The organism is Kitasatospora sp. NPDC092039, assembly GCF_044756065.1.
Classification (GTDB): Bacteria; Actinomycetota; Actinomycetes; order Streptomycetales; family Streptomycetaceae; genus Kitasatospora.
The window spans coordinates 234,964-256,899 of record NZ_JBIVSD010000008.1; the positions used below are offsets into that span (position 1 = coordinate 234,964).

The 21,936-nt window shown below is 72.3% G+C and carries 18 protein-coding genes; 8 read left to right on the plus strand and 10 right to left on the minus strand.

The features are described from left to right. Window positions 1-29: 29 nt before the first annotated feature. The 4 genes from ACIQI7_RS18400 to ACIQI7_RS18415 all read right to left on the minus strand — a co-directional run bounded on the left by ACIQI7_RS18400 (window position 30) and on the right by ACIQI7_RS18415 (window position 3,233). On the minus strand, window positions 30-842 hold the full coding sequence (locus tag ACIQI7_RS18400; RefSeq protein ID WP_401111065.1) for an AIM24 family protein: 813 nt from the start codon (window positions 840-842) through the stop codon (window positions 30-32). Between the two features lie 224 nt (window positions 843-1,066). Further along, window positions 1,067-1,717 (minus strand): AIM24 family protein, encoded by a 651-nt coding sequence (locus tag ACIQI7_RS18405; RefSeq protein WP_401110884.1) that lies wholly within the window; start codon window positions 1,715-1,717, stop codon window positions 1,067-1,069. Further along, window positions 1,717-2,355, minus strand: a complete 639-nt coding sequence (locus ACIQI7_RS18410; protein WP_401110886.1) for an AIM24 family protein — start codon at window positions 2,353-2,355, stop codon at window positions 1,717-1,719. The genes ACIQI7_RS18405 and ACIQI7_RS18410 overlap by 1 nt, the downstream gene beginning before the upstream one ends. A gap of 80 nt (window positions 2,356-2,435) precedes the next feature. After that, complete coding sequence (locus tag ACIQI7_RS18415) at window positions 2,436-3,233, minus strand: DUF2127 domain-containing protein (RefSeq protein ID WP_401110889.1); 798 nt, start codon at window positions 3,231-3,233, stop codon at window positions 2,436-2,438. A gap of 264 nt (window positions 3,234-3,497) precedes the next feature. On the opposite strand from ACIQI7_RS18415, the gene ACIQI7_RS18420 reads away from it, so the two are divergent. Beyond that, window positions 3,498-3,812 (plus strand): DUF3817 domain-containing protein, encoded by a 315-nt coding sequence (locus ACIQI7_RS18420; protein WP_401111067.1) that lies wholly within the window; start codon window positions 3,498-3,500, stop codon window positions 3,810-3,812. Between the two features lie 126 nt (window positions 3,813-3,938). On the opposite strand, the gene ACIQI7_RS18425 is transcribed toward ACIQI7_RS18420, so the two are convergent. Together ACIQI7_RS18425 and ACIQI7_RS18430 are read right to left on the minus strand one after the other, a co-directional pair. Next, window positions 3,939-5,564, minus strand: coding sequence for a M4 family metallopeptidase (locus ACIQI7_RS18425; protein WP_401110891.1), 1,626 nt, complete (start codon window positions 5,562-5,564; stop codon window positions 3,939-3,941). 424 nt (window positions 5,565-5,988) lie between these two features. Beyond that, window positions 5,989-7,620 carry a M4 family metallopeptidase gene (locus ACIQI7_RS18430; protein WP_401110893.1) on the minus strand — a complete coding sequence of 544 codons (1,632 nt, stop codon included), beginning with the start codon at window positions 7,618-7,620 and terminating at the stop codon, window positions 5,989-5,991. Window positions 7,621-8,117: 497 nt separating this feature from the next. Between ACIQI7_RS18430 and ACIQI7_RS18435 the strand changes: the two genes are divergently transcribed. From ACIQI7_RS18435 to ACIQI7_RS18445, 3 genes are all read left to right on the plus strand, one after another. Continuing rightward, window positions 8,118-8,654 carry a MarR family winged helix-turn-helix transcriptional regulator gene (locus tag ACIQI7_RS18435; RefSeq protein WP_401110896.1) on the plus strand — a complete coding sequence of 179 codons (537 nt, stop codon included), beginning with the start codon at window positions 8,118-8,120 and terminating at the stop codon, window positions 8,652-8,654. Between the two features lie 76 nt (window positions 8,655-8,730). Further along, entirely contained in the window at window positions 8,731-9,072 is a 342-nt protein-coding gene (locus tag ACIQI7_RS18440; RefSeq protein WP_401110899.1) for a DUF3817 domain-containing protein, read from the plus strand. Window positions 9,073-9,316: 244 nt separating this feature from the next. Then, window positions 9,317-11,002 carry a methylmalonyl-CoA mutase gene (locus ACIQI7_RS18445; protein ID WP_401110901.1) on the plus strand — a complete coding sequence of 562 codons (1,686 nt, stop codon included), beginning with the start codon at window positions 9,317-9,319 and terminating at the stop codon, window positions 11,000-11,002. 94 nt (window positions 11,003-11,096) lie between these two features. Here the strand turns inward: ACIQI7_RS18445 and ACIQI7_RS18450 are convergent, their stop codons facing one another. Further along, a complete protein-coding gene (locus ACIQI7_RS18450; protein ID WP_387750611.1) occupies window positions 11,097-11,696 on the minus strand; it encodes a TetR/AcrR family transcriptional regulator in 600 nt (199 codons plus the stop codon). Window positions 11,697-12,172: 476 nt separating this feature from the next. Here ACIQI7_RS18450 and ACIQI7_RS18455 point away from each other — a divergent pair, with 476 nt between their 5' ends. The 4 genes from ACIQI7_RS18455 (at window position 12,173) to ACIQI7_RS18470 (ending at window position 16,817) form a co-directional block, all read left to right on the plus strand. Further along, window positions 12,173-13,165: a tetratricopeptide repeat protein gene (locus tag ACIQI7_RS18455; RefSeq protein WP_401110904.1), complete on the plus strand. Its 993-nt coding sequence runs from the start codon at window positions 12,173-12,175 to the stop codon at window positions 13,163-13,165. A gap of 746 nt (window positions 13,166-13,911) precedes the next feature. Then, window positions 13,912-14,583 (plus strand): DUF6230 family protein, encoded by a 672-nt coding sequence (locus ACIQI7_RS18460; protein ID WP_401110906.1) that lies wholly within the window; start codon window positions 13,912-13,914, stop codon window positions 14,581-14,583. 123 nt (window positions 14,584-14,706) lie between these two features. Then, window positions 14,707-15,360, plus strand: coding sequence for a DUF6114 domain-containing protein (locus ACIQI7_RS18465; protein ID WP_401110907.1), 654 nt, complete (start codon window positions 14,707-14,709; stop codon window positions 15,358-15,360). Then, window positions 15,357-16,817, plus strand: coding sequence for a hypothetical protein (locus tag ACIQI7_RS18470; RefSeq protein ID WP_401110910.1), 1,461 nt, complete (start codon window positions 15,357-15,359; stop codon window positions 16,815-16,817). Before ACIQI7_RS18465 ends, ACIQI7_RS18470 begins: the two co-directional genes overlap by 4 nt. 81 nt (window positions 16,818-16,898) lie before the next feature. On the opposite strand, the gene pyk is transcribed toward ACIQI7_RS18470, so the two are convergent. From pyk to pta, 3 genes are all read right to left on the minus strand, one after another. Next, window positions 16,899-18,326 (minus strand): pyruvate kinase, encoded by a 1,428-nt coding sequence (gene pyk / locus ACIQI7_RS18475; RefSeq protein WP_387750405.1) that lies wholly within the window; start codon window positions 18,324-18,326, stop codon window positions 16,899-16,901. A 94-nt stretch (window positions 18,327-18,420) separates the two neighbouring features. After that, on the minus strand, window positions 18,421-19,644 hold the full coding sequence (locus ACIQI7_RS18480) for an acetate kinase (RefSeq protein WP_401110913.1): 1,224 nt from the start codon (window positions 19,642-19,644) through the stop codon (window positions 18,421-18,423). Further along, the gene (gene pta, locus ACIQI7_RS18485; protein WP_401110916.1) at window positions 19,641-21,782 is read right to left on the minus strand and encodes a phosphate acetyltransferase; all 2,142 of its coding nucleotides are present in this window, start codon (window positions 21,780-21,782) and stop codon (window positions 19,641-19,643) included. The genes ACIQI7_RS18480 and pta overlap by 4 nt, the downstream gene beginning before the upstream one ends. Window positions 21,783-21,936 lie beyond the last annotated feature (154 nt).

The following is a 21,936-nucleotide window of genomic DNA, read 5'->3' on the forward strand; positions in this document are numbered from 1 at the left end:
TAGCCGATATAGTTCAATCTTGTACAAGTTTACAGGCCGAAACGTCGGCCGAGGTCGCCCAGGTTACCGAGGCCCGGCAGGTTCGGATTCCCGCCGCCGTGCCCGCCCGGCTGGGTCGGCACCCCGCCGACCGGCACTCCCGCCTCGGCGCCGACCTGTCCGACCGGCTGCTCCGCCATCAGCTTTTCACTCGATTGCAGCAGCACCTGGCCGGCGCCGATGAACTCGAACTGGTGCTCCTCGCCGGAGGCGCCGCCGAAGCCGGTCAGCCGCCGCAGGCCGCCGATCAGCCCGTGCATGTAGTCGTGGTCGTAGTGGTGGCACGGCGCCGGGCAGTCCGCCCAGCCGACCAGCGCCTGCGGGTCCACCCGGATCGGCGGCTCGACGAAGTGCACCGGGCCGTTGGAGGCGGCCACGAAGCGGCCGGTGCCGATCAGGGTCAGGAAGCCCGGGATGATCGACTGCTTGAGCCGCAGCGTCGGGTCGAAGGCCAGCAGGTTGCCGGAGCGGACGGTCAGGTTGCCCTCGGCCAGGTCGTACGAGTTGAGGTCGAACGCCCGGTCGGCCAGCAGCAGCTTGCCGCGGCCCTCGGCGATCACCCAGTCCGCCGCGTGCATCGGCGAGTTGAAGTGCTGCCCGAGCATCCGGTCGATCGCCCCGGCGCCGACGCCCCGGAAGGAGATGTCGCCGTAGTAGGCGACCATCTTGCCCTTCTGGAGGAAGTACGAGCCGTTCAGGTCGACCGAGAAGGCGTACGGGTTGACGTTGTCCCCGGCCGGCAGGCTGTGGGCGTCCCACACCACCGGGCCGGCGTCGCCCCCGCCGGTCGGCAGCGGGGCCACCGGTCCGCCGAACTGCTCCTGGGCGTACGGCTGTTGCTGGCCGTACGGCTGCTGGGGCTGCTGGGCCGGCGGGGGCGGCGGGTAGCCCTGCTGGGGGTGGCCGCCGGGCGGCGGCGGGTAGCCCTGCGGCGGGCCGTAGTTCGGCGGGGGCGGCGGGACCGCGAAGCCGGGCTGGGTCGGCTGGTTGTGCGGCGAGCCGTACGGGGGCTGCGGCGGGTAGGACATCAGAGCTTCTCCTCGCTCGCCTGGACGTACACCGCACCCTGCCCGGACAGTTCCAGCTGGAACGCCTCGCCCGAGCCGCGGCCGATCATGTCGCGCCACCCCAGCGCGGTGGACAGCTTGTTGCGGACGTCGCCGCGGTGCGCCACGTACGCCTGCGGGTCGACGTGCACCGGCTGGCCGGGGACGATCGGCAGCTCGAAGACGCCGCCGTGGGCCATCACCGCGACCGCGCCCTGGCCCTCCAGCTTGGTGGTGAACAGGCCCTGCCCGGTGACCTGGCCGCGGACCATGCCCATCACCCCGCCCTGCGAGCCCATGAACATGGTGGACTGCCGCAGCGTGCCCTCGAAGGCGAGCAGCCGGTCCGCCTCGACGTACAGGGTGTCGCCGAACAGGTCGATCACGTGGACGTGGTGGCCGCCGTGGCCGAACATCACCCGGCCCTGGCCCTCGACGGTCATCAGCGGGGTGTCCTCGTTGGCCACCCGGCGGCCGATCATCGACATCACGCCGCCCTGCCCGCCGGTGATGTTCGGCGTGAAGCGGACGTCGCCGCTGTACGCGAGCATCGCGCCGCGCTGGCTGAACAGCCGCTGCCCGGGCACCACCTGGGCCTCGACCATCTTGCCGTTGATCTTCGTGAAGCCCATCAGACGTCGCCCCCGACGGTGACCTTCTCGGAGGGCTGGACGTACACCAGGCCCTCCCCGGTGAACTCGATCTGGACGGCCTCGCCGCCGCCCTCGCCGATGACGGTGGTCCAGCCGGCGCCCGACTTCAGGCTGCGCTGCAGGGTGCCGGTGTGCGCCACGTACGCCCCCGGGTCGACCCGCAGCGGCATGCCCTTGTCGACCCGCAGGATGACGGCGGGGCCGTTGGAGGTGACGGCCGCCCAGCCGTGGCCCTCCACCTTGGTGGTGAACAGGCCGTTGCCGGAGGACATGCCGTTGAGCCCGGTGAAGCTGGTGCCGGTGTGCAGGGTGCCCTCGGTGCAGAGCAGGTTGTCCGCCTCGACGTACAGCGTCTCGCCGTTCAGCCGGACCAGATTGATCTCGGTGGCCTTGTCGGCGAAGTAGCAGGTGCCCTGTCCCTTCACCTCCATGACCGTCATCTTCTCGCCGGTCAGCCTGCGGGTCACCATGCCGCGCAGGCCGTCCCCGCCGCCGGTCAGCTTCTTGAAGGCCATCTGCCCGGTGTAGGCGACCATCGAACCGTTTCGCGCCTTGACGGCGTCCCCGCCCAGCTCGACTGCGAGCACGCGGGATCCCTGGAGTCTGAACTGAGCCACGGCCGCAATCTAGCCGCTGCGGGCGTGACCCGGGGAGAGTGCGCGGGACAACTGGTACCGGGCTGCGACAAACGCGCCGGTCAGACTCCGGCGCGCGCCCCCCGTCCGGAGTGCGGAACGGTGCCGGCCGCCTGCTCGACCTCCAGCAGCGAGGCCGAGTGGCGCTCCGCCTCGAAGGCCGCCACGCCGCCGCGCAGCCCGAACAGGCGCTTGGAGAGCATGATCCAGAGCACCGCCGCGATGTTCAGCACCAGGGTGCAGACCTTCAGCGCGCTGACGTGGTGGCTCAGCTCGTAGCCCTCCAGCGGCAGGAAGGCCGCGGTGGCGACCACCGTCAGGTACTCGGCCCAGCGCTTGTTCAGCCAGAGGCCGACCGCCTCGACGATCTCGACCACCGCGTAGACGATCAGCGCGCCCGCGACGATCAGCAGGGTGCTCTTCCTGAACTCGAAGGTCTTGCGGATGGTCTCGACGACCGGGGCGTGTTCGAGGTCCCAGTGGAAATGGTCGGTGACCGGCTTGAAGACCGTGAGGTTCTCGTCGAACACCCGGTGCACCGCGTCCTGGCTGTTGGAGAACTTCCACACGGCCCAGGCGACCACGATGATCAGCAGTCCGCGCAGCACCCGCTCGACGGCCAGGAAGCGAAGGATGAACAGGTCCCGCAGCGCCTTGCCGCGCGGCACCAGCGGCGCGTCCCCGGCCGGGCCGGAGCCGTGCGGGTCGCCCAGCGCGAAGTCGCCGCAGCGCAGGCAGCGCCAGGCGTCGCCGAGGGCGGTCGTGGCGTGCAGCCGGGAGGCCAGCTCGGGCTCCGTCGGCGCGTAGGTGATGTGACCGCGCCTGGCGCAGGTCCTGCGGTCCCAGTCGAGCTCGAACATCTGCGGCTACCCCCGTGTGCGACGCGTCGGCGCCCGGATCGGTGGGCGCGCGGGCAGCAGGATAGGGGTTCCCGGCGGTCGGCGGCCGCGCTCGGCGGCGTTCCGGCACACAGCTGTGACAGGGCGGCCGGGCTCTGTGAGATGCGGCACGGAGGCCACCCCCGGCCGGGGGGCCGCACATGTGCTCGGTGATAATGGGCCGGAAGGCTTGTGAGTCGCTTCACAAGCGCGTCCGCGCCGCCGACCCCCGTATCGAGGTATCCAATCGTGAACAGCAGCGCCGTCCACCGCCTGCGCCTGGTCTCCGGCCCCGAAGGGGTCTCCTTCATCCTGCTGCTGATCTGCTCGGTGCTGAAGCGGACCACCTCGTTCGACGCCGTCCCGGTGATGGGCATGGTCCACGGCGTCCTGTTCATCCTGTACGTGGTCTTCTGGATCCAGGCCTGGCAGGCGCAGAAGTGGGACGCCAGGCGCGGCGTCCTGATGTTCGTGCTGGCGGTGCTGCCGACCGGCGGCTTCTTCGCCGAGCGGATGCTCGGCCGCGAGGAGCGGGGCGAGCCGAAGCCCGCCGCCGCCTGAGCCCCGGCTCCATCGTGGACGGTCGACAGGCTGCCACGGCCTCCTCTCCCAAAGGGCCGCGGCAGCCTGTCGCCGTTTCTTACCGGGGGTGGCTCGTCCCCTACCGGGGTGCCGTGCGGTGGGCGGCTAGTTGACGTTCACCGCGCTCCAGGCCGCCGCGACCGTCTTGTACTCGGTGCTGGTCGCGCCGTACAGGTCGGTGGCCGCCTTCAGGGTCGCCGCGCGGGCGGCCTTGTAGTTGGTGGTGGAGGTCATGTAGACGGTCAGCGCGCGGTACCAGATCGCGGCCGCCTTGGTCCGGCCGATGCCGGTCACCGTCGAGCCGTTGGAGGTCGGGCTGTTGTAGCTGACCCCGTTGATGACCTTCGCGCCGCTGCCCTCGGAGAGCAGGTAGAAGAAGTGGTTGGCGACGCCCGAGGAGTAGTGGACGTCCTTGTTGCCGACCGTGGAGGACCAGTTGTCGGCCGACGCGCCGTCCTTGGAGGGCTTGTCCATGTAGCGCAGCGGGGTGCCGTTGCCGTTGATGTTGAGCTTCTCGCCGATCAGGTAGTCACCCGGGTCGACGGACAGGTTGGCGGACCACTCGACCATGGTGCCGAAGATGTCCGAGGTGGCCTCGTTGAGGCCGCCGGACTCGCCGGAGTAGATCAGGCCGGCGGTGGCCGAGGTGACGCCGTGGCTCATCTCGTGGCCGGAGACGTCGATGGCGGTCAGCGGGTGGGTGTTGCTCGCGCCGTCGCCGTACGTCATGCAGAAGCAGGAGTCGTCCCAGAACGCGTTGACGTAGTTGGTGCTGTAGTGCACCCGGCTCGCGGCGCCGACCCCGTTGTTCTTGATGCCGTTGCGGCCGAAGGTGTTCTTGTAGTAGTCCCAGGTGGCCGCCGCGCCGAACTGGGCGTCCACGGCGGCGGACTCGCGGTTGGAGGGCAGGCCGTTGCCCCAGGAGTTGGTGGTGTTGCTGAACAGCGTGCCGCTGCCCGAGGTGCCGCCCTTGAGGTCGGTGGTGGACTGGTTGCCCCGGGAGGCGTCCTTCAGCTGGTAGGAGCTGCCGCTCTGGGTGGTGGTCAGCGTGACGGTGCCGACGTTGACGCCCTTGCCGGTGCCGGTGGCGGTCTGCACCTTCTCGTCGCTGGCGAGCAGCCCGCCGGTGGCGGCGTCGGTGATCACCTCCTGGCGGCTGGGGGTGCCGTCCGCGCGCTGGCCCTCGACCACGGTGCGGTGGGCGAGCCGCGGGGTGCCGTCGGCGGCCCAGACGACCAGCTCGGGCGCGCCGGCGCCGTCGATCCGGCTGAGCGCCGCCTCGTCCCGGTCGGCGGCGACGCCGACGGTCGCGCGCACCGCGGCGGTGGCCGCCTCGGCGGCCTGGGACGCGGCGAGGCCCGGAGTCAGGCTGGTCACCGCCAGCTGCCCGGCGAAGGCGCGGTCGACGGACTTCACCGAACCGTCGGCCTTCTGGTGGACGACCAGGTCGCCGCCGATCACGGGCAGGCCCGCGTAGGTCCGGTCGTACCGCAGGTGGCGGGTGCCGTCCCGGTCCACCACCACGTCCTTGGGCACCAGCTTCTCCTGGTCGCCGAGGGCGAGGGCCCGGGCGACGGGGGCGCTCTGCCCGGTGGCCAGCGCGAGCAGCGCGGACTGCTGCTGCGCCGGCGAGGGGGCGGCGGCCTGGGCGGGGACGGCGGCGATCTGGATGACGCCGGCCAGCAGGGCGGTGGCGGAGAGTACGGCTCCGACAGTCAGCTTTCGCTTCACGTGCGGGGGTTCCTTCCACGAGACCCGCGGGTGCGATGCGGGTGCGCCGCGTACCGGGGCGCCGGGGTTGGCACCTTGGGGGCGGTAGGGCGCGGACGTGCCGGTCCCGTGCGGCTTCTGAGACTCCGCCGGATGTGGGTGGGGCGGCGGAGGATCGGACGGGACTTGGTCAGAAGCATGACAATTGTCGGCAGGGATGGACAGGGCGCCTCCCGGATTGGCCAGGAACCGCCAGCGCCGGTACGGATGGTTCGGCTGCCGCCCGTTGCCCGGTTTCCGGTGGTTCGTCCCCCCTGGCGGGACTCCGCCAGCCGGACGGCCTTGACAGCCGTCGGGGACCGCGGACGGCCTCCGGCGGGGAACGGGCGGACGCCCGGGCCCTCCCTCGGGAGGCCCCGGGCGTCCGGTGCGCCGGTGCGGTGCGTCAGTTGACGTTGACGGCGGCCCAGGTCGCGGCGACCGCGTTGTACTCGGCGCTGTTCGCGCCGTACAGGTCCGTCGCCGCCTTGAGGGTGGCGGTGCGGGCACCCGCGTAGTTGGTGGTCGAGGTCATGTAGACGGTCAGGGCCTTGTACCAGATCTGCGCGGCCTTGTCCCGGCCGATGCCCGTGAGCGTCGAGTTGTTGTAGGTCGGGCTGTTGTAGCTGACGCCGTTGATGGTCTTGGCGCCGCTGCCCTCGGCGAGCAGGTAGAAGAAGTGGTTGGCGACGCCCGAGGAGTAGTGGACGTCCAGGCCGCCGACCGAGGACGACCAGTAGTCGGCCGAACGGCCGTCCTTGGACGGCTTGTCCATGTAGCGCAGCGGGGTGCCGTTGCCGTTGAGGTCGATCTCCTCGCCGATGAGGTAGTCCGGCTTGTCCGTGGAGAGGTTGGCGTAGAACTCGACCATGGTGCCGAAGATGTCCGAGGTGGCCTCGTTGAGGCCGCCGGACTCGCCCGAGTAGTTCAGGTTGGCGGTGGCCGCGGTGACGCCGTGGCTCATCTCGTGGCCGGCCACGTCCAGCTCGGTCAGCGGGTGGGTGTTGCTGGCGCCGTCGCCGTACGACATGCAGAAGCACTGGTCGGACCAGAAGGCGTTGACGTAGTTCTTGCCGTAGTGGACCCGGCTGGCGGCGCCGACGCCGTCGTTGCGGATGCCGTTGCGGCCGAAGGTGTTCTTGTAGAAGTCCCAGGTGGCCGACGCGCCGAACTGGGCGTCCACGGCGGCCGACTGGCCGTTGGCGACGGTGCCGTCGCCCCAGGCGTTGTCCGCGTCGGTGTAGAGCGTGCCCGAGCCGGAGGTGCGGTTCTTCATGTCGCTGGTGGACTGGCCGCCGCGGGAGGCGTCCTTCAGCGAGTAGCCGCCGGACACCTGGGTGGTGGTCAGGGAGACGTTGCCGACGAAGACGCCGTTGCCGGAGCCGGCCGCGGTCCGGACCTGCTCGTGGGCGGAGAGCACCTGGCCGGTCGCGGCGTCGGTCACCAGCAGCTGGCTGCTCGGGGTGCCGTCGGCGCGCAGGCCCTCGACCGTGGTCTGGTACGCCAGGCGCGGCGAGCCGTCGGCGGCCCAGACCACCAGCTTGGCGGCGCCGGTCTGGTGGACCTCGGTCAGCGGCGACTCGTCCTCGTCGACGGCGATGCCGACGGTGGACTGCACGGCGCCGGTCGCCTGGGCGGCGGCCTTGTCGGCGGGGATCTGCGGGGTGAGGCTCGGCAGGGCGATGGTGGCGCCGGTGGCCTTGTCCACGGAGGTGGTCGAGCCGTCGGCGCTCTGGTGCACCACCAGGTCACCGCCCAGGACCGGGAGGCCGGCGAAGGTGCGCTCGTAGCGGAGGTGGCGGGTGCCGTCGGCGTCCACCACGGCGTCCTTGGCCACCAGCTGCTCCTGGCCGCTCAGGGCCAGGGCGTGCGCCACCTTGCCGGCCTGGCCGTTGGCCAGGGCGATCAGGTCGGCGCGCTGCTGCGCGGCCCGGGAGTGCGGGGCGGGGTCCGCGACGGCCGCGGTGCTCACCTGGACGACACCGGTGAGCAGGGCGGTGGCGGAGAGTACGGCGACTGCGGCGAGCTTTCGCTTCACGAACGAGTCCTTCCGGGAAACCGCGAGCAGGCGCGGTCGCGCGGCGTTCCGGGGGCCGGGGCGGCACCTGAGGGGCGGAACGGGCGCTGACGTGCAGGCCCCGTGCGGTCGAAGCGGCTTCGCCACCGGTGGGTGGGGGTGGTGGCTGTCGAACGGGGTTGGCCGAAAGCATGACAATCGAGCACATTAAATGACAGGTCTTGCTCACGAATTGGCCAAGGTCCGCCAAGGCGAGGGCATGTGAACGGGCTGACAAAAGGGATGAATCGCTCGCCCTTGCAGCGGGTTACCGTCCGAACCGAAGCCTGGTGACGCGGCGCCGGGCCGATCCGGGGTCAACCCCGCCGCGACCGGGGCCCGTTGCCGAGCGTTCACACCACCGCAATGTCCTGGTATGGACCTGGCCGTCCGGTTGGCGGGTTCTCGCCACCTGCCGCGCTTGTCCACCATCAGGGACGCCTGGTACCGCGAACCCCCTGCGCCGGTACGGTAAGGAGGTGGCCAAGCCCCTCGCTCTCGACTTCGACCCGATCGCCCGCGCCGACGAGCTGTGGACCCGCCGTTGGGGCGGGGTCCCCTCGATGGCGGCGATCACCTCGATCATGCGCGCCCACCAGATCCTGCTGTCCCGGGTGGACGCGGTGCTCAAGCCGTACGGGCTGACCTTCGCCCGCTACGAGGCGCTGGTGCTGCTGACCTTCAGCCGGACCGGCGAGCTCTCGCTCTCCAAGGTCGGCGAGCGGCTCATGGTCCACCCCACCAGCGTCACCAACACCGTCGACCGCCTGCAGCGGGCCGGCCTGGTCGCCCGCCGCCCCAACCCGCTCGACGGCCGCGGCGTGCTGGCCGCGATCACCGACCGCGGCCGCGAGGTGGTCGAGGAGGCGACCCGGGAGCTGATGGCGATGGACTTCGGGCTGGAGGAGTACGACGCCGAGCAGTGCCGCCAGGTGTTCGATCTGCTCAGGCCGCTGCGGATCGCCGCGGGGGACTTCGCCGAGCGGGCCGAGGGGGCTGCGAAGCGGAGGAGGTGAAGGCGGCTACCCTCGTGTGAGCGGTGCGCGGATCCGGGCGTACCGGCCGATACTGCCGAGCGACGCGAGGAAGATCATGAAGGCGACCCCCCTGCTGGGCTGGTACCGGGGCCTGGCCGTTGCGACCGGTCTGGCACTGCTGGTGTTCTGCGGCTTCATGGTCGCGAAGTACGGCTTCGAGACCGCCGAGGGCGTGACCACGTACGTCGCGATGCTGCACGGCTACCTCTACATCGGGTACTTCGTGGTGACCTTCATGCTCGGGCAGAAGCTGAAGTGGCCGATGGGCCGGCTGGTGCTCACCCTGGCGGCGGGCTGCATCCCCTTCCTCTCCTTCGTCTTCGAGCGCAAGGTGGCCCGCGAGGCTGCCGAGAAGCTCCCGGCGGGCGCCGGCGCCCGCCAGCCGGCCGGGGTCTGAGCCCCGCCGCCCGCGCCTTCCGGAGCGCCCCTGCCCCGACCGGGGGAGGGGCGCTCCGGCGTTTGCGCGGCCGCTCCGCCGTGGGCGGCGGCCCGCGCTTCCCATCCGCGCTTCCGTCCGCCTGTGGCGACTGCGGCCCGGCTGCCATCGACAAGTAGTAGGACGTCCGAGTAAATTGTTAGGACGTCCTACTAGCTGTGCCGCCCCGTCGCCGTGGCGGCCGTACGGAGCGGAGTTCGGGGTCATGGACGCCGAGGAGATCGAGCGCGGCCGGCAGCGCTGGCAGCAGCGGTACGACAAGGCCCGCAAGCGCGACGCGGACTTCACCACCCTCTCCGGCGACGAGGTCGAGCCGGTCTACGGCCCGCCCGCCGGGCAGGCCTACGAGGGTTTCGAGCGGATCGGCTGGCCGGGCGAGTACCCGTACACCCGCGGTCTGCACCCGACCGGTTACCGGGGCCGCACCTGGACCATCCGGCAGTTCGCCGGCTTCGGCAACGCCCGGCAGACCAACGAGCGCTACCGGATGATCCTGGACGCGGGCGGCGGCGGCCTCTCGGTCGCCTTCGACATGCCCACCCTGATGGGCTACGACTCGGACGACGCCAAGTCGCTCGGCGAGGTCGGCCACTGCGGCGTGGCCATCGACTCGGCCGCCGACATGGAGGTGCTGTTCGACGGCATCCCGCTCGGCGAGGTCACCACCTCGATGACGATCAGCGGCCCGGCCGTGCCGATCTTCTGCATGTACCTGGTCGCCGCCGAGCGCCAGGGGGTGGACCCGGCGGTGCTCAACGGCACCCTCCAGACGGACATCTTCAAGGAGTACATCGCGCAGAAGGAGTGGCTCTTCGCCCCCGAGCCGCACCTGCGCCTGATCGGCGACCTGATGGCCTACTGCGCCGAGGGCATCCCCGCGTACAAGCCGCTGTCGGTCTCCGGCTACCACATCCGCGAGGCCGGTGCGACGGCCGCGCAGGAGCTGGCGTACACCCTCGCGGACGGCTTCGGCTACGTCGAGCTGGGCCTGTCCCGCGGCCTGGACGTGGACGTCTTCGCGCCCGGCCTGTCCTTCTTCTTCGACGCGCACCTGGACTTCTTCGAGGAGATCGCCAAGTTCCGCGCCGCGCGCCGGATCTGGGCCCGCTGGATGCGCGACCGCTTCGGCGCCAAGACGGACAAGGCGCAGTGGCTGCGCTTCCACACCCAGACCGCCGGCGTCTCGCTGACCGCGCAGCAGCCGTACAACAACGTGGTCCGCACCGCCGTCGAGGCGCTGGCCGCGGTGCTCGGCGGCACCAACTCGCTGCACACCAACGCCCTCGACGAGACCCTGGCGCTGCCCTCCGAGCAGGCCGCCGAGATCGCCCTGCGCACCCAGCAGGTGCTGATGGAGGAGACCGGCGTCGCCAACGTGGCCGACCCGCTGGGCGGTTCCTGGTACGTCGAGGCGCTGACCGACCGGATCGAGCAGCAGGCCGAGGCGATCTTCCAGCGGATCCTGGACAAGGGCCGCGAGGACCACGAGATCGGCCCGATCACCTCCGGCATCCTGCGCGGCATCGAGGAGGGCTGGTTCACCGGGGAGATCGCCGAGGCGGCCTTCCAGTACCAGCAGGGCGTGGAGAAGGGCGAGAAGCGCGTGGTCGGCGTCAACTGCCACCCGCGCAGCGTCACCCCGGAGCTGGAGATCCTGCGGGTCAGCCACGAGGTCGAGCGCGAGCAGGTCCGGGTGCTCAAGGAGCGCAAGGCGGCCCGTGACGAGGCGGCCGTCCGGGCCGGGCTGGACGCCATGCTGGCAGCGGCGCGCTCGGGCGAGTCGATGATCCCGCCGATGCTGGACGCGGTGCGCGCCGAGGCGACGCTGGGCGAGATCTGCAACGCGCTGCGGGAGGAGTGGGGGACGTACCGGGAGAACGCGGCGTTCTGATCCGCTGGCCCGCTGACCTGACCCGCTGACCCGCTGACCCGCGCAGGCCGCCCGTACGGGATTCCGTACGGGCGGCTCCGCCGTGCCCGGGCGGTCAGCCGGCGATGAGCGGGCCGAGCAGCAGGTCGGTGAAGCGGCGGGTCCACTCGGCGGTGATCGGCTCGCCGCTGACCAGGACGCGGTGCTCGACGGTGCCCGCGATGGTGTCGAAGATGATGTCGACCTCCTCGCGGGCCGCCGCGGCGTCGGTGTCCGCGTCGAGCTCGCCGCGCGCCTGGGCGGCCGCCCGGCCCTGGCGGACCAGCCGCTTCTGCGGGTCCACGATGGACTCCCGGATCCGGCGCCGCAGCTGCCGGTCCCGGGTGCCCTCGGCGAACAGCGCGAGCAGCGCGGCCTGGGTCTCCGGGCGGGCCAGCAGGTCGGCGAACTGGGTCACCACGGCCTCGATGTCGGCCCGCAGGCTGCCGAGGTCGGGCATCTCCAGCTCGTCGAAGAGGCTGGCGACGGCGTCCACCACGAGCTCGTTCTTGGACGGCCAGCGGCGGTAGAGGGTGGTCTTGGCGACCCCGGCGCGGCTCGCCACGTGGCCCATGGTCAGTCCGCCCCAGCCGAGTTCGGCCAGCGCCTCGCGGGTGGCGTCGAGGATGGCGCGGTCGGCGGCGGCGCTGCGCGGGCGGCCCTTGGCCCGGATGATCCCTGCGGGCTCCGCGGCCGCCGGGACCCGGGCCGTCGGGGCCTGGTCGGAACAGGCCTGGTCCGGGCTCTCCGGGCTGTCCGGGCTCGCTGGGGGCTGGGCGGCCGGCACCGGGCCTCCTTGCGCTTTACCGGTAAGTAACTTGGGTGGGGCTGGTAACGGTAGCGACTGTTCCCCCGTTCGGGGAGCGGGGCACCCCGGGAAAGTGGGGCAGGTCACGTCCCCGAACCGCCGGTGGGGCTTGCGGGCGGGGCACCGGCTCCAGTTACGCTACGACTCGTAGCGAAAGCAGTGACAACCAGGCGCCGCCTCCTGTGGGACGGGAGCGGCGCGGGCGCGGGTGGGGATCCGCGCCGAACGGTCCAGGCTACCGGGGGAGGGGCACCGCGCCCGGGAATCCGCACCGCGCGGCCCGCGCGGGGCGACTTTCCGGAGGTTGGTGCCCGCGAGCAGCGCGGACGGGGGAGGATGGTGCCATGCAGCCACGGAATTCGCGTCTCAACAGCTCCGCCCTGCGCGGCGCGGTCGACCTCGCCGCAGTGAAGGCGGCCGGCGAAGCCGCCCAGAAGGCCGAGCAGGCCCGGGCCGAGCGGGCCCGTCAGGCGGCGGCCGCCGAGTCGGCCGGAGCGGCCCCGGCCCAGTCCGCCTTCCAGCTCGTCATCGACGTCACCGAGGACGACTTCGAGACCGAGGTCGTCCAGCGCTCCACCGAGGTGCCGGTCGTCATCGACTTCTGGGCCGAGTGGTGCGGGCCCTGCAAGCAGCTGAGCCCGGTCCTGGAGGGGCTGGCCGAGGAGTACGCCGGCCGCTTCGTGCTCGCCAAGATCGACGTGGACGCCAATCCGCTGCTCTCCCAGCAGTTCGGCATCCAGGGCATCCCGGCCGTGATGGCCGTGGTCGCCGGCCAGCTGGTGCCGCTCTTCCAGGGCGCGGAGAGCGCCGCCAACGTCCGCAAGATCCTGGACCAGCTGATCCTGGTCGCCGAGCAGCGCTTCGGCGTGTCCGGCGGCGCGGGCGCCCCGGGCGGGGCCGCCCCCGCCGCCCCGCAGCGTCCCGAGGACCCGGCGCTGTCCGCCGCGCACGACGCGCTGGACGCCGGTGACCTGGGCGGCGCCATCCAGGCGTACCGGAACGTGCTGGCCGACGAGCCGGGCAACACCGAGGCCAAGCTGGGCCTGGCCCAGGCCGAGCTGCTGAAGCGGATCGAGGGCCTGGACCTCCAGGCCGTCCGGGCGGCGGCCGCCGCCGACCCGAAGGACGTCGAGGCCCAGCTCAAGGCGGCCGACCTGGACCTGGTCGGCGGTCACGTCGAGGACGCCTTCGGACGCCTGGTCACCACGGTCGGGCGGACGGCCGGCGAGGACCGGGACGCCGCCCGGCTGCGCCTGCTGGAACTGTTCGAGGTGATCGGCCCGGAGGACCCGCGGGTCGTCGCGGCCCGTACGGCGCTGGCGCGCGTGCTGTTCTGAGCCCGGTTCGGGCCCAGGCCCGACCCGGCGCCGGCTCGGTTCCGCGGCGGGTTCGGGCCAGGTGCCTGGCACGGGGGATGACCTGCGGTGTCGCCGGGTGATTTGGCGACAATCCGGTCAACCGCCCAGAGGTTTACCAAATCTTGATTTCACCCGTGGATGGTCACGTCATGTGACCGTCCACGGGTGTTTCGCTTCTGTTTCCGGCGGATTTCGCCGTCACGTTTCCTTCAAGTCGTCACGCAGGGTGCACTTCGGGCCGATTCCATGATCAATGCCACCCAGTGTTGGATTACCCGTCAGTAAGGCACCCCTTGTGCTTCGCCCGGGATTCAAGCACGATCGGCCACGCCCGGTCCCGGGCTCCACGGCCCCCGACCCCGGTCGGTCACGCGGAGTGCGGGATCCCCACCGGGTGATCCGTCGGCCCCGGCCGGCGGGAGGGAGGGCAGGGGGGTATCCGCGGTCCCACGGCGGTTCCTGTCCTTCGACCGGCCGCGCGGCCCTGCGCGGTCGCTGGTTGTCGCTCGGGGGTGATCGCCGATGTCGTCGGTCCTGCCCGCCGCCCCGCAAGGACGGCCGGTGCTTGGACGGGAGGCCCGCTGCACGCAGGCCGTTCCCGCGTCCGACGACGCCCAAGGCGCTCTCCGCTACCGAGGACGTAGCTCTCTCCCATCCCAGGCCCCCACCGGTGCGGGACGCACCGCCGGGGAGCCGGAGATGTACGTCCTAGAAGGAGGACTCGCATGTCCCAGACCTACGGCAAGACCCGCTGGAAGCGCTTCGCCCTGGTGATGGTGCCGAGCGTCGCGGCCACCGCGATGGTGGGCGTCTCGATCGCCAACAGCGCGCTCGCCGCCTCGTTCAGCATCTCCGGCCAGCAGTTCAAGGTGAGCACCTCTCACCTGCACGGCACCAACTTCGCCCAGTTCGGCACCGTCGACATGGAGGCCAACGGCACGCCGCACCCGGTCGCCGTCTCGGCCTTCGACCACGCCGACATCGAGAACCTGTGCCAGTCGGTGGTGACCGACCTGTCCGGCTTCGGCCTCGGGAAGATCACCCTCCAGCTGAACGCCGGTACCGAGGCGGGCAAGCCGGTCCAGGCCGACAACCTGCTGATCGACCTGGAGCAGCTGAAGGCGGACGCGACCTTCACCAACATCAACATCGGCCAGGACGCCTCCACCCTCGCCGGCTCGGCGACCCAGGGCTGGTCGCCCCACGCGGCCGTCCAGAAGGCGACCGGGAACAAGGGCCTGCCGACCGGTGCCACCGGCTTCGCCCAGGCCGCCAAGGAGGCCGACCTGACCGGCGTCCAGCAGACCGCCCGGGCCACCTCTGCCGGAACGTTCAAGCTGAACGGCCTGAACCTCTCCCTCAAGAGCGGCGACGGCAAGGGCAACGAGTGCTTCTGAGCCTCGCCTGACGGCGCGCCGGACGGCGTGCCCGAGTGACGGCCCGGGGCCGGGGGCGGTGACAGACCGCCCCCGGCCCACCCCCATTGTTCTTCCCTCGTAGCGACGTCGAGGAGCTGCACCATGTCCAGCGCAACGGTCGAGACGCGGCCCCGCCAGCAGAACCCCGTCGGGTGGCTCTGGCGGCACTTCCGTGAATTCCGCCGCACCAGGCCCTTCTGGGGCGGACTGCTGGCCATGATCGCCGGCGTTCCGATCCTCTACTTCCCCTACGCCCACCTGTCGTTCGGCGGCCTGACCATCGCGATGTCCACCACGGCCGGCGCGGGGTCGCTGATCATCGGGATCCTGATGGTCATCCTCGGGCTGACCGCCTGGTTCCAGCCCGCGGTACGGGTCTTCGCCGGCATCGCGACCATCCTGCTGACGCTGGTGTCGATCCCGGTCTCCAACCTCGCGGGCTTCGGCCTGGCGCTGCTTCCGGGCCTGATCGGCGGCGGGCTGATGGTCTCCTGGGCGCCGCTGCCGGAGCCCACCGCCGGGTCGGCGGCCAAGGGCCGACGCCGCCGGGCCAAGGGTGCCGACGGCGCCGCGGCCGGGAACGCCGTGGCGCAGAGCGTCGCCACCGCGCCGGCCGTCGAGGCGCCGACCGCCGAACTGCCCGTCCAGGGCACGCCGCAGGCCGCCGAGACCGCTGTCGAGAACGCCGCCGGCCCGGCCGACGAGGCCGCCGTCCCGAAGCAGGGCGGAGCCGTGGAGCAGGAGGAGGCACGGTGACCGGGCCGGCCGAGCAAGCCGACGGCACGACCGTCCCCGCGCCGCGCTCCGGCCGGCACGCGGCCCCGCGCACGTCCGTCCGGGTCCGGCTGAGAGGCCGGGCGCTGGCGATGGCGGCGGTGCCGACCGCGCTGCTGATGGCCGCCGCCTACACGCCCAACCCGGCGGTCGCCGAGTCCGCGGCGGGCAAGCCCTGCGGCACCGCGCCGGCCGTCGTGCCGGACGTCGCGCCGATCGAGACGCCGGTGCCCAAGAGCGAGCTGCCCGAGCCGCCGCCGGGCCCGTCCACCGCGCCGGGTACGGCCCCGACCGCCGCGCCCCCGGCCGGCCCGTCCACCGACCCGGGCTCGGTGCCCGCCCAGACGCCGCCCAGCGCGCCCGCGCAGCAGCCCACCTCGCCGGTCAAGCCGCCGGCCGCCGGGGCGGCCACCCCGTCCGCCGAGCAGTCCGCCGCCCGTTCCGCCGCCACCGGCGACGCGGCCGTGTCGGGCGCGGTCCACCAGGGCACCGCCACCGGGACCGGTACGGTGTCCCAGGCCGGGCTGATCGACGACCTGGTCGGCGGCATCACCCGGCTGTTCAACCCGGACGGTTCGCCGAGCAGCCCCGCCCCGGCCACCACCCCGGCGGCGCCCACCACCCCGGCGGCGCCCACCACCCCGGCCGCCCCGCCCGCCCCCGCCCCGCGTACGGGCACCGCGGACCAGCCCGCCCAGCCGCAGGCCCCGGCTGCCGCCCAGCAGGCCGCGCCGCCCGCGGCCCAGCCGGCCGCCGGCCGGCCCTCGCCCACCGCGACGCCGAGCGGCAGGGCGAGCACCAGGCCGGCGCCCTCCGCGGACGCCGGGCCGACGCCGTCGGCGACGCCCTCCGCGGGCGCCTCCGGCACTGCGTCCGCCACGCCCACCGAGAACCCCAACTGCGATGTGGACGCCCGCGGCCTGACCGCCGGGGCGGCCGCCGCCGGGCACGTCGTCCCGGAGCAGAACTGGACCCTGAAGACCAGTCGGCTCGCCCTGCACGGCGCGGCCTTCCACGGCGTCTACGACGTGAAGACCCCGACCAGGACCAAGCGCGTGCTGAAGTTCGTGGTCGACAGCGTGGACATCGACAACCTCGACATGTCGACCCTGGAGGGCAACGGCGTCACCTTCCACGTCCAGGGCGCCCCGGGCTCCACCTCGACCATGCGCCAGGGCCCGGTCACCATGTACGTGGAGCGGCTGTCCGGCCACCTCTCCAAGGTGCTCGGCCTGCCGATCCCGATCGACCTGGGCGAGATCACCCTCACCCCGGACACCCTGCCGCGCTGGCTGTACGACCTGATCGGCGCCATCCCGATCCCGCTGGACCTGGAGCTGACCGGCGTCACCGCCAAGCAGGCCGGCCAGTTCGGCGGCACCCTGCACATCCCGGGGATGCACCTGTTCAACGACGACGCCCCCTACAGCGACAAGTGAGCGGGGGCCGACGCCGAAACGCCCGTGGGGCGGCCCTCCCGGAGGAGGACCGCCCCACGGGCGTTCGGGCCTGACGGGTGCTCACTCGCCCCGGGTGCCCAGGTGGTGCACCTGCACCATGTTGGTGGTGCCGGGGATGCCGACCGGGACACCGGCGGTGACGATGACGGTGTCGCCCTCGTCGAGCCGGCGCATCCGCAGCAGCTCCCGGTCGACCTGCGCGACCATCGCGTCGGTGGTGGCCACCTGCTCGGTCACGTACGCCTCGACGCCCCAGCTCAGCGAGAGCTGGTTGCGGGTGGCGGAGTCCGGGGTGAAGGCGATCACCGGGATCGGCGAGCGGTAGCGGGACAGCCGGCGGGCGGTGTCACCGGACTTGGTGAAGGCGACCAGCGCCTTGCCGTCCAGGAAGTCGCCCAGCTCGCACGCGGCGCGGGCGACCGAGCCGCCCTGGGTGCGCGGCTTGCGGCCCGGGTTGAGCGGCTGCAGGCCCTGGGAGACCAGCTCCTCCTCGGCCTTCTCGCAGATCCGGCTCATGGTGCGGACGGTCTCGACCGGGTACTTGCCGACGCTGGACTCGGCGGAGAGCATCACCGCGTCGGCACCGTCCAGGATGGCGTTGGCGACGTCGGAGACCTCGGCGCGGGTCGGGCGCGAGGCGTGGATCATCGACTCCATCATCTGGGTGGCGACGATGACCGGCTTGGCGTTGCGGCGGGCCAGGGTGATCAGCTGCTTCTGGACCAGCGGCACCCGCTCCAGCGGGTACTCGACGGCCAGGTCGCCGCGGGCGACCATGATGGCGTCGAAGGCGAGGACGATCTCCTCCATGGCCTCGACGGCCTGCGGCTTCTCGATCTTGGCGATGACCGGCACCCGGATGCCGACCTCGTCCATGACCTCGTGGACGTCCTTGATGTCGTCCGCGTTGCGGACGAAGGACAGGGCGATCATGTCGACGCCCAGGCGCAGCGCGAAGCGCAGGTCGTCCTTGTCCTTCTCGGACAGTGCGGGCACGTTCACGGCCGCGCCGGGCAGGTTGATGCCCTTGTTGTTCGAGAGCACGCCGCCCTCGACCACCACGGTCCTCACCCGCGGGCCGTCGACGCTGACGACCTCCAGGGCGATGACGCCGTCGTTGATCAGGATCGGGTCGCCGGGCTTCACGTCGCCGGGCAGGCCCTTGTAGGTGGTGCCGCAGATGTGCTGGTCACCGGGGACGTCCTCGGTGGTGATGGTGAACTCGTCGCCGTTGTCGACGGTCACCGGGCCGTTGGCGAAGGTCGCCAGACGGATCTTCGGACCCTGGAGGTCGGCAAGGACGCCGATGGCCTTGCCGGTGTCCTCCGAGACCTGGCGGACCTTGCGGTACCGCTCCTCGTGGTCCGCGTGGTTGCCGTGGCTCATGTTCAGTCGGGCGACGTTCATGCCCGCCTCGACGATGGCCTTCAGCTGTTCGTAGGAGTCCGTCGCCGGACCCAGGGTGCAGACAATTTTCGCTCGGCGCATATGGATCAGTCTATCCGTTCGTGTTATAGGTGCATTCGGCACGCACCGGGAGGAATCGCCGACGAATGGTTCCGAGGAGTGAGACGGTTTCGTGTCAGTCCTCGGACTCCCGGCGTTCCCGGTGCACCAGCGCGAAGGCCTGTCGGGCGATCTCCAGCTCCTCGTCGGTGGGCACCACGGCGACCGCCACCCGGGCGTACTCGGGGGAGACGATCCGGGCCTCGCCGGACCGCACCGAGTTCAGCTCCGGGTCGACGGCGATGCCCAGTTCCTCCAGTCCCGCGGTGGCCGCCGCGCGCACCGGGGCCGCGTTCTCCCCGACGCCCGCGGTGAACGCGATCGCGTCCACCCGGCCCAGCACCGCGTAGTAGCCGCCGATGTACTTGCGCAGCCGGTGGACGTACGAGTCGAACGCCAGCTTCGCGTCCGCGTCACCCTCGTCGGCCCGGCGCATGATCTCGCGCATGTCGTTCTCGCCGCACAGCCCGCGCAGGCCGCTGCGGCGGTTGAGCAGGTCGTCGATCTCGTCCACGGACAGCCCGCCGACCCGGTGCAGGTGGAACACCACGCCGGCGTCGATGTCGCCCGAGCGGGTGCCCATGACCAGGCCCTCCAGCGGGGTCAGGCCCATCGAGGTGTCCACGCAGCGGCCGCCGGCGACCGCCGAGGCGGAGGCGCCGTTGCCCAGGTGCAGCACGATCACGTTGACCTCGGCCGGGTCCTTGCCGAGCAGCCGGGCGGTGGCCCGCGAGACGTACTGGTGCGAGGTGCCGTGGAAGCCGTATCGGCGCACCCGGTGCTGGTCGGCGACGGCCCGGTCGATCGCGTACCGGGCCGCGTACTCGGGCATCGAGGCGTGGAAGGCGGTGTCGAAGACGGCCACCTGCGGGAGGTCGGGGCGCAGCGCGCGGGCCACCTCGATGCCGGTGATGTTGGCCGGGTTGTGCAGGGGTGCGACCGGGATCAGCCGGCGGATCTCCTTGAGCACCTCGTCGGTGATCACCGTCGGCTCGGTGAACCGCAGGCCGCCGTGCACCACCCGGTGGCCGATCGCGGCCAGCTCGGGGGAGTCCAGCCCGAGGCCGTCGGCGGACAGCTCCTCGGCGACGGCCTTGAGCGCGGCGGCGTGGTCCGGGAAGACCTGGACGGCCTCGCGCGGCCCGCCGGTGCGCGGGGTGTGCACCAGCCGCCCGCCGGCCTCGCCGATCCGCTCCACCAGCCCGGAGGCCAGCGCGGCCCCGTCCAGCATGTCGATCAGCCGGTACTTCACCGACGAGGAGCCGGCGTTCAGGACGAGAACGCGGGTACCTTCAGTCATGCGCCGGGCTCCTTGCTGTCCGACTCGTGGTTCTGGGCCTGGATGGCGGTGATCGCGACGGTGTTGACGATGTCCTGCACCAGCGCCCCGCGGGAGAGGTCGTTGACGGGCTTGCGCAGCCCCTGCAGCACCGGGCCGACCGCGACCGCGCCGGCCGAGCGCTGGACGGCCTTGTACGTGTTGTTGCCGGTGTTGAGGTCCGGGAAGACCAGCACGGTGGCCCGTCCGGCCACCGCGGAGCCCGGCAGCTTGGTGGCCGCGACGTGGGCGTCCACCGCCGCGTCGTACTGGATCGGGCCCTCCACCAGGATGTCCGGCCGCAGCTCGCGGACCAGCTCGGTGGCCTTGCGGACCTTGTCGACGTCCGCGCCGGAGCCGGAGGTGCCGGTCGAGTACGACAGCATCGCGACCCTCGGCTCCACCCCGAACTGGGCGGCGGTGGCGGCCGCCTGGATGGCGATGTCGGCCAGCTGCTGGGCGTCCGGGTCGGGGTTGACCGCGCAGTCGCCGTACACCAGCACCTTGTCGGCCAGGCACATGAAGAAGACCGAGGAGACGATCGAGGCGCCCGGCGAGGTCTTGATCACCTCGAAGGCGGGCCGGATGGTGGCGGCGGTGGAGTGCACCGCGCCGGAGACCATGCCGTCCGCGATGCCCTCCTGGACCATCAGGGTGCCGAAGTACGAGACGTCGGTGACCACGTCCAGGGCCAGCTCGACGGTCATCCCCTTGTGGGCGCGCAGCCTCGCGTACAGCTCGGCGAACTGGCGGCGCAGCGGGCTGGTGGCCGGGTCGACGATCCGCACCCGGGCGCGGTCGGCGGCCGGGGCCTCGGCCGGGAGGTCGATGCTCAGGCTCGCGGCCTTGCGGCGGACGGCGTCCACGTCGCCGAGCAGGGTGAGGTCGCAGATGTTGCGGCGCAGCAGGATCTCGGCGGCGCGCAGCACCCGCTCCTCGGTGCCCTCCGGCAGCACGACGTGCCGGCGGGCGGCCCGGGCGCGCTCCAGCAGCTCGTGCTCGAACATCATCGGGGTGACCCGCTCGGACCGGCCGACCTCGATGCGGTCGGTCAACTCGACGGTGTCGACGTGCAGTTCGAACAGGCCGAGGGCGATCTCGGCCTTCCGGGGGCTGGCCGAGGTGAGCTTGCCCTCCAGGTGGGTCAGATGGGCGGCGGTCGGCCAGCTGCCCTCGGGGACGACCGCGACCGGGGTGCCGGGGGCGAGCCGGGCGGCCAGCGCCATCACGTTGGGGCCGGGGTGCTGGCCGAGCGTCAGCAGCACGCCGGCGATCGGCGGGGCGCCGGCGGCGTGCGCGGCCAGCGAGCCGATCACCAGGTCGGCGCGGTCCCCGGGGGTGACCACCAGGGCGCCCTCGGTCAGCGCGTCCAGGAAGGTGGGCAGCATGGCGCCGCCGAAGACGTAGCCGCGCACGTCCCGGGCGAGGCCGGCGGCGTCCCCGAGCAGCACCTCGGCGCCGGTCGCCTCGACCAGCTGTGCGACGGTGGGCGCGGCCAGCGCCGGCTCCTCCGGGATGACGTAGGCGGGGATCGGCAGCTTCTCGCCGAGGGTGCGCTGGATCCGCTGCTTGGCGCCCGGGGCGACCCGGTTGGCGATCATCGCCAGCGTCTCGCAGCCGAGGTCGGTGTACGCCCGGTGGGCGTTGCGGACCTCGGCGGTCACCGTCTCGGCGTCCGCTCCGTGCCCGCCGACCACCGGCAGCACGGCGGCGCCGAACTCGTTGGCCAGCCGGGCGTTGAAGGCCAGTTCGTCCGGGATGCCGGTGTCGGCGAAGTCGGTGCCGAGCACCAGCACCGCCTGGCAGCGCCGCTCCAGCGCGTGGAAGCGGTCGACCAGGACGGAGACCAGCTCGTCCTGCCCGTGGGCGGCCTGCAGCGCGGCGGCGTCCTCGTAGGTGAGGCCGTACAGCTCGGTGCCCGGGAGGTCGAGCCGGTACCGCGCGCGCAGCAGCTCGACGACGTGGTCCGACCCCGACTCGCCGGGCGAGGCCGCGTGCACCAGCGGACGGAAAACCCCGACCCGGTCCACCTGGCGGGTGAGCAGTTCCATGACCCCGAGTTCGACCGCCTGTCGGCCGTCCCCCCGGTCGATGCCGGTCACGTACACGCTGCGCGCCACGTGGGTGTCTCCGTCCCGTCGTCTCGGAAAGTGGTCATATCGACCATACCTTCGCACCCCGAACGACCGGCCGCGAGCAGAGGGGCGGAGCTCGGGCAAGGGGCGGAGGTCCCGCCCGGGTGCGCGTCCGGCGGGGCGGGCACCCGGGGCCGCC